10 protein-coding genes and 1 tRNA gene are annotated in these 13,464 nt (G+C 43.6%); 5 read left to right on the top strand and 6 right to left on the bottom strand.

Annotated features, from left to right (window positions below; genetic code table 11):
- Positions 1-180 precede the first annotated feature (180 nt).
- Positions 181-1,125 carry a bifunctional riboflavin kinase/FAD synthetase gene (locus ABNK31_RS00895; protein ID WP_418893894.1) on the top strand — a complete coding sequence of 315 codons (945 nt, stop codon included), beginning with the start codon at positions 181-183 and terminating at the stop codon, positions 1,123-1,125.
- A gap of 157 nt (positions 1,126-1,282) precedes the next feature.
- On the opposite strand, the gene mltG is transcribed toward ABNK31_RS00895, so the two are convergent.
- Complete coding sequence (gene mltG, locus ABNK31_RS00890) at positions 1,283-2,326, bottom strand: endolytic transglycosylase MltG (protein WP_418893893.1); 1,044 nt, start codon at positions 2,324-2,326, stop codon at positions 1,283-1,285.
- Between the two features lie 123 nt (positions 2,327-2,449).
- Between mltG and ABNK31_RS00885 the strand changes: the two genes are divergently transcribed.
- The 3 genes from ABNK31_RS00885 to ABNK31_RS00875 all read left to right on the top strand — a co-directional run bounded on the left by ABNK31_RS00885 (position 2,450) and on the right by ABNK31_RS00875 (position 4,349).
- Positions 2,450-2,539: transfer RNA gene (locus ABNK31_RS00885), tRNA-Ser, on the top strand.
- 227 nt (positions 2,540-2,766) lie between these two features.
- A complete protein-coding gene (locus tag ABNK31_RS00880) occupies positions 2,767-2,907 on the top strand; it encodes a hypothetical protein (RefSeq protein WP_418893892.1) in 141 nt (46 codons plus the stop codon).
- Positions 2,908-3,155: 248 nt separating this feature from the next.
- Positions 3,156-4,349, top strand: coding sequence for a pyridoxal phosphate-dependent aminotransferase (locus ABNK31_RS00875; RefSeq protein WP_418893891.1), 1,194 nt, complete (start codon positions 3,156-3,158; stop codon positions 4,347-4,349).
- Positions 4,350-4,408: 59 nt separating this feature from the next.
- On the opposite strand, the gene ABNK31_RS00870 is transcribed toward ABNK31_RS00875, so the two are convergent.
- The 4 genes from ABNK31_RS00870 to ABNK31_RS00855 all read right to left on the bottom strand — a co-directional run bounded on the left by ABNK31_RS00870 (position 4,409) and on the right by ABNK31_RS00855 (position 11,060).
- Positions 4,409-5,260 (bottom strand): endonuclease/exonuclease/phosphatase family protein, encoded by an 852-nt coding sequence (locus ABNK31_RS00870; RefSeq protein WP_418893890.1) that lies wholly within the window; start codon positions 5,258-5,260, stop codon positions 4,409-4,411.
- A gap of 12 nt (positions 5,261-5,272) precedes the next feature.
- Complete coding sequence (locus ABNK31_RS00865) at positions 5,273-6,055, bottom strand: endonuclease/exonuclease/phosphatase family protein (protein WP_418893889.1); 783 nt, start codon at positions 6,053-6,055, stop codon at positions 5,273-5,275.
- Between the two features lie 84 nt (positions 6,056-6,139).
- Positions 6,140-7,912 (bottom strand): RagB/SusD family nutrient uptake outer membrane protein, encoded by a 1,773-nt coding sequence (locus ABNK31_RS00860; protein ID WP_418893888.1) that lies wholly within the window; start codon positions 7,910-7,912, stop codon positions 6,140-6,142.
- A 13-nt stretch (positions 7,913-7,925) separates the two neighbouring features.
- Positions 7,926-11,060, bottom strand: coding sequence for a SusC/RagA family TonB-linked outer membrane protein (locus tag ABNK31_RS00855; protein ID WP_418895451.1), 3,135 nt, complete (start codon positions 11,058-11,060; stop codon positions 7,926-7,928).
- Between the two features lie 854 nt (positions 11,061-11,914).
- On the opposite strand from ABNK31_RS00855, the gene hflX reads away from it, so the two are divergent.
- Positions 11,915-13,135: a GTPase HflX gene (gene hflX / locus ABNK31_RS00850; protein WP_418893887.1), complete on the top strand. Its 1,221-nt coding sequence runs from the start codon at positions 11,915-11,917 to the stop codon at positions 13,133-13,135.
- A gap of 19 nt (positions 13,136-13,154) precedes the next feature.
- On the opposite strand, the gene ABNK31_RS00845 is transcribed toward hflX, so the two are convergent.
- The gene (locus ABNK31_RS00845; protein WP_418893886.1) at positions 13,155-13,463 is read right to left on the bottom strand and encodes a type II toxin-antitoxin system RelE family toxin; all 309 of its coding nucleotides are present in this window, start codon (positions 13,461-13,463) and stop codon (positions 13,155-13,157) included.
- Position 13,464 lies beyond the last annotated feature (1 nt).

Below are 13,464 nucleotides of genomic sequence, written 5' to 3'. Positions count from 1 at the left end.
ATATTGCCACAAAGATATTGAATTAATATATATTTGCACTCCATTTTTACGGATTTATGATTACAGTACCGATAAAAAGCATTTGTATAAGCGATTCGGATTCCATTGTCGTTTAGTAAACCAAAGCAAGCCATCGTACGTTGTATCGAAAAATAAATTTAAACAGATTAGAAGGTTATTTTGAAAAGGATTGATTTATCGTCGAATGAAAAAATTGAAGACGGCCGCTTTGTCGCGACGGTCGGCTTCTTCGATGGTGTTCATATAGGACACCGGTATCTTATAGAACAGGTAAAGAAGAAAGCGCAAGAATTGACGATCTCTTCGGCGGTTATCACTTTTCCGGTGCATCCCCGCAAAGTTCTGCAAAAGGACTATCAGCCGGCACTATTATGCGGCTACGATGAAAAGTTGGATCAATTGGAGACGACGGGGATAGACACCATCATCAGCATCCCTTTCACTATCGGATTGTCTCAACTCACGGCAAAAGAATTTATAACCGGCGTTTTAAAAGACCAAATAGGAGTCCGGACTTTATTGGTAGGCCATGATCATCGATTCGGGCATAACCGGGAAGACGGCTTTCCGGAATACCGCAAGTATGGCGACGAGATCGGGATGGAAGTCATTCAGGCAAAAGAACTTCGGATAGACGGACAGGAGGTCAGCTCTTCTCAGGTACGCAGGCTTTTAAAAGCGGGCGATATTCTCAAGGCGAATGAGTTACTATCATACAATTACACGCTTTCCGGAAAAATCGTGGAAGGCTATCAGGTGGGGCGGACCATCGGATTTCCGACCGCGAACATTCGCGCATGGGAAAGATTTAAAGTGATTCCCCGCCTGGGCGTATATGCGGTGCTTGTCCATCTGCGGGGAATGGTGTATGAAGGAATGCTTTACATCGGGACACGCCCCACGCTCCATCATGATAATGAAATAAGCGTCGAAGTAAATATATTTGGACTTGATGAAGATCTTTATAACCAATCTATAACGGTAGAGTTTATCGATTTCATCCGGGGAGATATCAAATTTGAAAATATCGACCGATTGGTTCAGCAAATACGGGCAGATAAGATTGCCGTCAAAAATCGATTGAGCGAAGTCCCGAAAAATTGAGACGGGAAGAGACTGGACAGAGAGACAAGGAGACTGATAGATGCTGCACGATAACGACTTCAACTGATAATGGCTAACGCCGATAATGTACTTCGTGCGATAGATAAGGGGACAAGGAAATTGGCAGTGGATTCCCCGCAAAAGTTTCTTTTGTCTGTTAAAAAATGCCTCTTTCGTTTAATGCGCGTTGATAACGCGCTGCATTACGGGCATGCTCGGCATGCGTTACGGCAAAATTATGCCTTCCCGACAGATCGTCTTTGGCACACATAAACAAATACGAATGCTGCTGAGGCGACAACACAGCTTCGATAGCCTGAATGGACGGCACACGAATAGGCCCCGGGGGTAATCCGGTATGCTTGTAGGTATTGTATGGCGACTCTATCTCTAAATGCCGATACAAAATCCGCCGTAACGAAAAATCACCGACCGCAAATTTCACCGTAGGATCCGCTTCGAGTCTCATTCCTTTATTTAACCGGTTGAGATATAATCCTGCCACGACCGGATATTCATCCGCAAAAGTAGCTTCTTCCTCTACAATGGACGCTAATGTAGAGACTTCGACCGGGCTTAATCCGATGGCACTCGCTTTATTTCTCCTCTCGTCATTCCAAAAAACAGTATATTCGCGATGCATACGCTCAAATAATCTATCGACGGAAGTATCCCAATACACTTCATAGGTATTCGGCAGAAACATCGCAACGAAAGTATATTCATTAAAACCAAAAGACAACGCTTTTTCCTCATCCTCCAATACGTCCAGAATCGATAAACTATCCGCCATGAGTTGTTGAGACAAGCGTCCTGCCAGATTTTCTTTTGTGCGGATATTGTTGAAGGTAAGATTTACGGGGGCTTGTTTACCGGAACGTAACGTGCGTAAGACATCCAGTATGTTCATCCCGTCTGTCACGGCATACCGTCCGGTTTTAACCGCTTGTGGATACTTCATTTGCCGGGCTAACAAGTCAAAGATTCGTTCCGAAGAAAGAGCCTTTTTTTCTTTCAATTGCCGGACAACAGCCTCATAATTCGTTTGGGAATCGATATACACATAAACCGTTTCATTCAGTTGAACCGGTTTGAAAATAACGCTGTATAAATACACGCCGCTGAAAACGACCACAAGGAATAAAATACCGATAACCCAATAAAGGGATTTGCTTCTTTTTTTAGATTGTTCCTTTTTCATATAAATAACAGTAGGGAGCAATAATAACTGCAAATGTATAAAGAATCCGCTTAAAATATCGACTTTTCTTTGACAAGTTAAAAACAATCTTGTATATTTGCATCCGATTTCGCCAAAACACCGGGAAGTGTGGGTGAGTGGCTGAAACCAGCAGTTTGCTAAACTGCCGTACGGGTAACTGTACCGGGGGTTCGAATCCCCCCGCTTCCGCCAAGAAAGCTGCATTTTGAATGCAGCTTTTTTTGAAGATATAGGTCTTATCGATACGAAAAAGACAAAATCCATCAAAAACATGTTGTAAAACATATTTTTTGTTGTATCTTTGTCGTGATTTTAATGGCAAGCGAGTTATTTGAAATCAATTTTAGGTTATCAATTACATACTGAAAAGGGCTTCTTATAAACGGTTGCCGAGAAATCATAACTAAATACAAGTAATTATGAATATCAAAAACCTAACAAAAGAAGAAATTCTGGCTCAGATAAAGTATCTGGAGCAGAACATCTCGAACGGGTCTGCTACTTACCGGTCTTACCGGGTTAACAGACTGAGAACATTGAGATCGAGCTTGCAAGCTTAAGCAAGCAAATGAAAGGAACATTCTTTTGAAGCTGAGTGATCTTAAAAAGATCGCAAACGCTTTTCTTTCAGAACACTTTTAATTATTACATACATACTATCCAAGGGCTGCTTAGGCAGCTTTTTTTATGCCCTTTTTTATAGTCGTAAAGATGAGCTATCGAAGAACATTTATTTATCAAAAAGGAACCGATAAGCATTATTTTCTATATATTTGCAATTCAAAACAACAAAAAAAGAATCAATTTTATGAATCTGCTCGCTACAAGACTAACATCTTTATCTCCTTCCGAAACTTTTGCAATGGCTCAAAAGAGCAATGAACTGAAAGCCCGGGGAATCGATGTGATTAACCTAAGTGTGGGAGAACCCGACTTTAACACTCCCGAACATATAAAACAGGCCGCCCAAAAGGCTATCGATGAGAATTACTCGTTTTACTCGCCGGTCGCGGGATTTCCCGATCTGCGCAAAGCCATTTGCAGTAAACTAAAAAATGAAAACGGATTGGACTATACTCCCGGACAAATCGTCGTTTCAAACGGGGCAAAACAGTCGATCTGTAATGTTATATTGTCGATTATAGATAAAGGTGAGGAAGTCATCATCCCTGCTCCCTATTGGGTAAGTTATCCCGAAATGGTTAAACTGGCCGAGGGCAAACCGGTATTTGTAAAAAGCGGAATCGAAAACGATTTTAAAATCACGCCGGAACAATTGCGGCAAGCGATTACATCCAAAACAAAAGCGTTGATTTTATGCTCGCCTTCCAATCCTACCGGCAGCGTTTACAGTAAAGAAGAGTTACAAGCTTTTGCCGAAATAGTGAAAACGCATCCTCATTTGTATGTCATCTCCGACGAAATATACGAGCATATCAATTATGTCAGCCGGCACGAAAGCATTGCTCAATTTGAGGACATACGCGAACGGGTAATCGTCGTGAACGGCGTATCGAAAGGGTATGCCATGACCGGATGGCGTATCGGATGGATTGCCGCCCCGCAAGGGATTGCCTCCGCTTGCGGTTTATTACAAGGACAGTACACTTCAGGGCCTTCGTCTATTTCACAAAAAGCCGCAACCGCAGCTTACACAGGCGATCAAGGATGCGTAGAAGAGATGAGGAAGGCCTTCGAACGCAGGAAGAATTTAATCGTAGCCCTTCTAAGTGATATCCCCGGATTAAGGGTGAATAATCCGACAGGGGCTTTTTATATCTTTCCCGAATGTAAGAGTTATTTAGGAAAATCATACAACGGTACGACCCTCCAGACCGCCTCCGATTTGGCGATGTTTCTTTTGGAAGAAGCCCATGTGGCTTGCGTGGGAGGCGACGCTTTCGGGGCACCGGGATATATCCGGTTATCGTATGCCACATCGGATGAGAATATCACGAAAGCGGTAAAAAGGATAAAAGAGGCACTAAGAAAACTATCCTAAAAAAGGATCAAAAGGAAAACGAGGGCGTTATTCGGTTAACGTCCTCGTTTCTTTGTTTTTCAGAAAGTTGCATGAATCATGACCGGAAAATGGTCGGAAGGGAAGCGGCCGTATTGCATATCGTTGAGAACGCCGTATTTCTGCACCGTAATTCCTTTACCCACCCAGATGTAATCAATGCGATTCGTCATCGCTCCGTTCAAATTGAACGAGTTAAAAGTCCCGGCGGTTCCATAAGGCGGTTGCAGCGTAACGAGGTACGCATCTTTCAATACGCCGTTGTCATACAGGATGCGGATCGGTTCGTCATCGGGCACGGCATTAAAATCGCCGGTACAAAACACCGGAGCATCCCCTGCGATCTCTTCTATTTTTTTCAATAAAAGAAGAGAGGAGTTTTTTCTCGCAATACGCCCCTGATGGTCATAATGCACATTGAAGAAATAAAAGACTTTTCCGGATTGCTTATCCCTGAATTGAGCCCACGAACAGATACGGTTACAACACGTAGCATCCCATCCTTTTCCCGGTTTATCGGGCGTTTCCGACAACCAGAAATTTCCTTTTTGGAGCACCTCAAAGCGATCCTTTTTATAGATAATCGCCGAATGCTCGCCGGCATCCTTTCCGTCGTCACGCCCCACACCGACATAATCATAATTCTTTAACTCGAGGATCCCCATCAACTGATGTTGAAATCCTTCCTGCGTACCAAACACATCAAAATCGTGGAAACGCACCAATCCTTTCACCATTTCTTTACGATTAGGCCAAGCGTTCTCGCCATCACTTTTCGTATCCATTCTCAGATTGAAAGTCGCCACATTCAATCCGGCCTCCCCTTTTTTCTTCGCCAGCGCCGGCGACAGGGAAATAACCGCCAGGCATAGCATCATTATAAAATTTCGCATATCATTAAACTATTACTGATTCTTCTTAATTGATAATTTTGTCCATACGGGTAAATGATCGGAAGCAACCGGTTCATTCTCCACCTTTGTCCCCACAACCTGTATACGAACGTGAGGATCGTTTTTTACCAAGATATAATCGATGCACCTACGCGGATTATGTGCCGGGCTTGTATAGGCTGCGGTATCATTGACCGCACACCAATCGGCAGAAAGGGCCGCGATTTCTTCCGATTGCGGCACGGCATTCAGGTCGCCGGCCAAAAATACCGGCTTAGACGTAAACTTTTCCACAGCCTTTCGGATAATACCGACAGATGCCAGCCGGTCGGGTTGCTTCAACGACCAGTGGGTACAGCAAATAACATAATCCTTCATTTCAACAATCAGCAAACTCCGCTGCTCCTCTCTTCCCGGCAAGGTTACGGACTCTTTCCGCAAAGGTTGTTCTTTGGTAAGGACGCCGATACCGTATCCTCCGCCCTGATAATCGATCGACTTGTTATAGGAAGCATACAACCCCGTCCGCTTTGCCAATTCGTCGAGGACAATAAGCCCCTTACTACGTATTGTAGCGCTGTCCAATTCCTGCAAAGCCACACAATCGGCATCGATCCTTTTGATAACGGCAGCCACGCGGTTATAATCAACGACATCGTCCATTCCACGGGTATTCCGTACATTATACGAAAGAATCTTTACCGGTTTAGGTTCTTCAGCCAAAGCGGGCAAGAAAGAATATCCCGAAAAAAGGAAAGACAATGAAAAGATAAAAAGAATGTATTTCTTTTTCATTTCCGTAAGTGTATTTAGAGGTTCAAATATACCAGTTTTTTTTGGAAAAAGAAAGGGCCGAAAAATATTTCAGCCCTGACCCTGTTATTTTTTGCTCCAATAAGGATTTTGTCCGAGTTTATCATTTTTTTGCAACGCGGATGCGGGAATAGGATAATAATATTGACGTCCGTCTTCATACCATTTCCGGGGATCGTTATCCGACCAGGTCAAATGTCCGGAAGTTCCATTCGTGAGACCTTGTTGGCTACCGGCACCTACATTGACGGGAGTACAGGAAGCAGGCAATCCCGAAGGCTTTTCACCTTGATAGAAAAGCACATCCGTAGTACCGTCTTTATCCAAATCAATCTGCGTATTTAAAGCCGGGACATAGATGCCGGTCCAACGCATCGTCATCAATTCACCTCTTTTCCATCTTTTTATATCGGTAAAGCGGAATCCTTCCAACGCCAGTTCAATGGATCTTTCCCGGCGAATCTCTAAAATGACCGGATCCGTTACGGAAGGAAAATAGCTTTGTTGAAAATACGAGTCTATTTTATCCGGTTTAGTGGTCAATCCCCCTGTGATTCCGGCGCGGGCTCTTAATTTGCCGATGGTATTCGCCCAATCCGTATCGGTAAGCGTTCCCAATTCGGCTTTGGCTTCGGCATAATTGAGCAACACTTCGGCAAACCTGAAAAGAGGCATCGCGTTTGTGTTCAGTTTTCCGTCGTCGTAACTGGTAGGATCCAACGAAAATTTAATCGGATGATACCCCGTGTAGGTATATCCGTTAAAATTAGGAGGAGCGGGCTTCCCATCTCTCTTATAACCGGGAGTCCTGATGATTTGAGACAAGCGTTTATCTCGATTCTGACATTCCTCATAAAATGACATCGTTTCATAACCGGGCACATCGGTAAAAGGTGTCCCGTCCAACGTCAGGAAAGTATTGACAAACGTGCGAATCAAACTTAGCCGAGGCCCGTAGGTGCCGGAAGTCCAATACCAATTGGCATCATTCAGGACTGCCAGGTTTTTGCTGCTGATATCGGCCATCAAAACTTCCTCATTCACCGGTTCATCGCTTGTGAAAAGAGCACGGTAAGAAAGATCTCCCCCATTTCCGGTGTAAATAGAATAACCCGATTCCGTCATGACTGTTTCGGCCGCCGAAGCCGCTTCTTTCAGCCAATCATTCGCTGTTTCCGGCAATCCGAGTTCGGTATGATATTTCCGGAAAGTACCTTCGAATAAGCATATCCTCGACTTCAACGCATAGGCAACCCATTTCGTGACGACCGATCCGTCGGTCGCCGTTGTTTGAATGTTCGAACAGGCAAAATTAAGATCCTCCAACACCTGTTCCATCACCAACGTCCTCGAATCGCGCGGAGCATATAATCTCTCATCATCGATACTCATCGGCTCATCAATCCAAGGCACATCGCCAAAACGGACTACTTTCTGATAATAAAAATAGGCTCTAAACAAGCGTGCCAATCCGTTATAATGATTTCGAACATCTTCGGGAACTTCTCCCTTTTGATTGTTTTCCAGAAAATAATTGATATTCCTCAGTTCTTTCCAATCTTCCCATTCCCATCCTGAACTTTTTTCAGGAGTATAGCCTCCCTCTTTCAGGAAATCATCGAAGTTGAATACCGCGCCGTAGTCGCTCATGGCATCTCCCCGATGAAAAGCGCCTGCGTCGGGCAATATATTATAGAATGAATAAGAATACAGTTCCAACCCGTTTTCGGAACCAAAAACAACGTCTTTCGAAGCGGAAGCTTGCGGCTCTTCATTAAGAGAGCAGGAAAAAAGAAACGTCGTATATAAAACAACTACATATAAATAATACTTTTTCATACGATTTTGCTAATTAAAAGGTAAGAGATACACCAAAACTAAAACTTTTCATAAGCGGATAATTATTCCCGTCGCCGCTTCCACCATTTGTCAAATCACGATCAGACCCATCGATATTTGCCACATCCAAGTCGCGGGTATGCTTATAAAGCGGCGACCAGCTCCACACATTTTCACCGGAGAAATAGATTCTGGCTTGCTGAATATTCAACGGTGAGACTACGCTCGAAGGCAGATTATATCCGAATTGCAGATTCTTAAGGCGTACATACGCTACATTTTGCAGATAGCGGGTCTGCGCCGTGCGTATGGACGAATTGTATCCGGCATAACGAGGCAAGTAAGCTCCCGTATTTTGCTCCGTCCAATAATTCTCGAGATGCCAAGAGGGAAGCATATTATAAGGACGGTTATATTGTCCCCAGAAAATACTTTCGGAACTCGGATACCAGTGTTGACGCCCGACGCCATGGAAAAAGGCTGAAAAGAAAAAGTTATTCCAATCGGCGCCTAAATTCAAGCTGAACGTATAGCGGGGAAGTTTATTTCCGATAACTTTTTTATCCCCGTGATCATCTAACGTATTCATTCCGTAGTCGATGACATCGTCATCATTCAAGTCTTTAAATTTTATATCTCCCGGATATTCGATTCCTTTGGAAGAAGAATTAATCAGTTCCTGCTTGGCATGGGTGTCGATATCGGCCTGGGATTGAAAAAGGCCTTCCGTTACATATCCCCATATTTCACCTACCCGGCGGCCGGCATTATAATCATTCAAACTCTTTGTCTCATTATTATACTTGTCGATAGTCGAAATATAATCGGCCAAAGTGGCCCTCACCTCATATTGAAAAGGCTTTTCGGCCAAATTAAACCGGTCGCGCCATGACAGAGACAATTCCCATCCCCGTGTAGTCATATCGGCATAGTTTCCTTTAGGAGACTTCGCTCCGAAAATATCAGGAAGGGTAGCCCCGACAGTATACATATTGGTTGTTTTACGGATATAATAATCTCCCGTAAAGCGGAGCCTGTTACGAAACATTCCAAAATCAAGTCCGAAATCGGTAGTGGTAGCAGTCTCCCAAGTAAGTTCGTCGGGTAATACTTCCGGCGCTTCGGTATATTTATTCTTCACGCCGTTAATCACTCTGCCGGAAGTTTTGATAGCCAGTAGTTCCATAAAACTATACGGATTGATATTCCCGTTTCCGAGCGATCCGTAAGAAGCCCTTACCTTTATATCGTTAAGCACATCGTTTTCTTTCCAAAAAGGCTCTTGGGTAATCCGCCAGCCCCCCGATATGGAAGGGAAAAAAGCCCATTGCTGATCGGCAGGGAATTTGGAAGAGCCATCATACCGGCCGTTCAACTCCAACAGATAGCGATCCTGAAAAGCATAGTTGAACCGATAAAAACCTCCCGAAACTCTCCAACGATTAAAACCTCCCGATGTGGAAATGGCATCTCCCAATGCCAGATTGATATTTTCCGAATCGGGTGTAAGCAAACCGTTTCTTTCTACATTCGTCGATTTATAAGTAGACTGTTCGTAGTTCCAGCCGGCCATCCCTTTGAAATAGTGGTCTTGGGCGAACGTATTTTCATATTCCGAATAGATATTCCCGGCCAGGTAATTGGTCTCTTTTATCGTTTCTTTCAGGTCATTATATTGAGAACTAAGCCATATCGTTTCTCCTTTTTTCTTACTGTAAGGAACCGGTACGCGGCGTTGGGAAGCCTTGTCGTCGGTATCGCGAAAGGTAAAATCACCTTTCACCCGTAATTGATTTTGCAAAAATGAAGCCGTGAATCCGGTGGTGTTTTTCAACACTTTGACATCGGTATCGACGCCGTTTTTGCCATAAAAGAAATCCCCTACCGTATACGCGGCAGACATCGTAAGGCTTCCGTCCGGATTAAAAATCGGAGCGCTGGGATGGCCTTCATCGGAAATATTCCGCCAGATGGAGCCACCCTCTCCCACATTGATAGGATTATGATAGTTCATATTGGAAAAATCGGTATTATTATCGATCGTAAGCCAATCGAATACTTTTAACGACCCTTTCGCCCTCAGATTATACATTTTATACTTATCCGTGTTATATCTGAATAAACCGTCGTACCCGTAGAAGCGGCCGGATAGATAATAGTCCAATTTATCGGCGCTTCCTGTAAGGGACAGATTATGATCTTGCGCAAACGTGTTGTTCTTATACAGTTCATCGTAATAATTCTGATTCCCGAAATACACATAGTTTCCGTTTTCATCTACGGTTACCTCCTCCGTAAGACCCTGCTCCTTGCGTTTTTTAAATTCTTCCAGCCATGCAGAAGTAAAAGATTGCGACTTATTGATATTTTTAGGAATGGCCGAATAATTATTCCATGCATTATACGCTTCAAAAAACCGTTCGGCATACGTATAGCCGTCTGACACTATATCCGGCACATTGATAGGATTTTTCAATGAGAAGTTTCCGGAATAAGTAACGGATGTGCGCCCTTCCTGCGGCCTCTTTGTCGTGATGAGGATAACCCCGAAGGTTCCCCGCGCACCGTATATGGAGGCGGAAGCAGCATCTTTGAGAACCGAAACACTTTCGATATCGTTCGGATTCAACAAGGCCGGATCCCCTTCCACTCCGTCTATTAACACCAACGCATCACCGCCTTGCCCTATGGAAGTAGTTCCCCGGACATTATATCCGGCGGAACGGGTGGGTTTTCCATCGGTTAAAGACAAATTAAGGTTCGGAATAGCCCCTTGCAAAGCTTGCGTTACATTCGATACCGAACGGTTTTCGAATACTTCGCTCGTCACCTGGTCTACCGCACCGGTAAGATTGGCCTTACGCTGCGTTCCGTATCCCACCACTACGACTTCATTCAATAGTTTCGTATCTTCCTGCAGCACGATTTCGAGGGTATTCCGACCGTCCCGGGGAATTTCGCGGGTTGCATATCCGATGTAAGAAACAACCAACGTCGCTTCAGCAGGAACACTCAAAGAAAAGTATCCTTCCGCATCCGTAACCGTTCCGTTAGAGGTTCCTTTTTCCATTATATTCACTCCTATAAGAGGATTATTACTACTGTCCGTGACTTTTCCTCTTAATATGTCACTTTGCGAATAGACCATAAGGCTGCATAAGGAACAGGTTATGATCAAATACATGCATCTAAAAAATTTTGATTTCATTCGTTTTCCTCTCATAATTTAATAAAACAACCAATTATTGAAATACAAGCGCAAAGAAAGATGAAAAATGTTACGGACTCATGAAGAAAAAATGAAGAAAAAATTACTTTTCCTTTTCTCATGGGAATAAATGGGTTTCTGCAAATTCCGGGAATAGATTTGTCTATAATCCGCGAATTTGATTCTGTTCCGGTTAAAGGAACAACAATAAAAAATACATACTTTTTCATTTTAGCGATTTTGACAATTTGTTTCTTCCGGCAGCCAGAGAAGAGGTTTATAAAAAAAGAAGCGGGTTGCCGTCTTACATACTCGTCAGGTATCGCCAAACACCCGTATATACGCATAGACAAAGCAACCCACTTTATGGATTGTCGACTATGCCTTGTATATACCTTCTTGAGATTGGCGATTTCAACGAGTATAAGGCACTTCCTTAAACACTATTATAAAAAGTTTGTCCCGAAAGACAAAGCAAAGGTAATCAGATTTTATTTATTCTGTATCGCAAAATGACAAATTTATAAAGAGGAATGAGAAACAAATCGGAGAAAATACACTGAATTCTTTACCGGCATATTTGGTACACTCCTGATTATAACGTATCTTTATATTTTATTTTTCAAATAGGAGTCTATTCTGAAAGATGTCACCCAAACGAGCGGACATGTTCATAACCGCAGGCAAAACGAGGCGCAGCCTACGGGTAAAATCTCAATCGGGAACCATGACTTTTTCGGAACAAACTCAAATCGTCATACATCCTATATTTGGAATTACAATTTTAGCAGAGAATGAAAGATCTTATCCTTACAGATATAAAAAGTGAAAAAGCCGTTTTGGTAGGCTTGATTACTCCCGAACAGAACGAAGAAAAGGTAAAAGAATATCTCGACGAACTGGCTTTTCTGGCCGAAACAGCCGGGTTCACTCCTCAAGCCCGATTCGTTCAAAGGCTTGAAATGCCCAATTCCGTCACGTTCGTAGGAACCGGAAAACTTCAGGAGATTAAAGAATACGTGGCGGATGAGGAAAACGAAACGGGGGTGGTCATCTTCGATGATGAACTCTCGGCGAAACAAATCCGCAATATCGAAAAAGAATTGGGACTGCGTATCCTCGACCGTACAAGCCTTATTCTCGACATCTTTGCCATGCGTGCGCAAACGGCTCATGCCAAAGTGCAGGTGGAATTGGCGCAATATCAATATTTGCTGCCGCGACTCACGCGGATGTGGACGCACTTGGAACGCCAACGCGGCGGGGGCGGCGTGGTGATGCGCGGTCCGGGGGAAACGCAGTTGGAAACCGACCGGCGTATCATTCTCGATAAAATCTCCCGGCTGAAAGAACAACTCAAACAAATCGACAAGCAAAAGGCGGTGCAACGCAAAAATCGCGGCAAACTGGTGCGTGTCGCCCTGGTGGGATATACCAATGTGGGCAAATCTACGCTGATGACGCTTCTGAGCAAATCGGAAGTGTTTGCCGAAAACAAGCTTTTCGCCACGCTTGACACGACTGTGCGGAAGGTGACCATCGAAAATCTGCCCTTTTTATTAACCGACACGGTGGGATTTATCCGCAAACTGCCGACGAATCTGATCGAATCGTTCAAATCGACGCTCGACGAGGTGCGCGAAGCCGACATCCTTGTCCATGTAGTAGACATCTCGCATCCGGCATTCGAGGAGCAAATCGAGGTGGTGGAAAAGACGTTATATGAAATCGATAAAACGGAAAAACCGACTATTCTCGCCTTTAATAAAATAGATGCCTTTACGCATGTAGCTAAGGATGAAGACGACCTGACTCCGAAAAAACGGGAGAATGTGTCGCTCGAAGAACTTCAACAAAGTTGGATGAGCCGCGTGAAAGAAAATTGTATTTTCATCTCGGCGAAAGAAAAAACGAATATCGAAGAATTAAAACAGCTTCTCTACGAAAAAGTAAAGGAAATCCATATCACGCGATTCCCTTACAATGATTTTCTCTACCAAACCTATGAGGAATAAATAATTCCGCCGCCCGCATTTATTTTTGGCGGTCTTTATCGCGAAGCCTCTCCAACATTCCTTTTTTGTAAGCTTCGCCTCTATGCTTGAGATATTCAAAATGAACGATATTCCCATCGGCAACGAGGTAAAGAATAAAAAAAACTCTCAGGTCACCGATGCGAATTCTATAAGTATGCTTAAAATTTATCAGCTTTTTACAGTTTGCAATACCTCCTACACTCTCCGCTTTTGCGACATTTTCATACATTTCCCGTATTGAATCGAGCGATTTTCCAGAGAGTCTCTTAACCGCGTTCATGAAAGATTGAGATAATTCGATTTTCATT

Origin of the sequence: Limibacterium fermenti (assembly GCF_041902845.1) — a bacterium.
In the GTDB taxonomy this organism is placed as follows: Bacteria; Bacteroidota; Bacteroidia; order Bacteroidales; family Dysgonomonadaceae; genus Limibacterium; species Limibacterium fermenti.
This window is presented reverse-complemented; position numbering and strand designations above follow the sequence as displayed.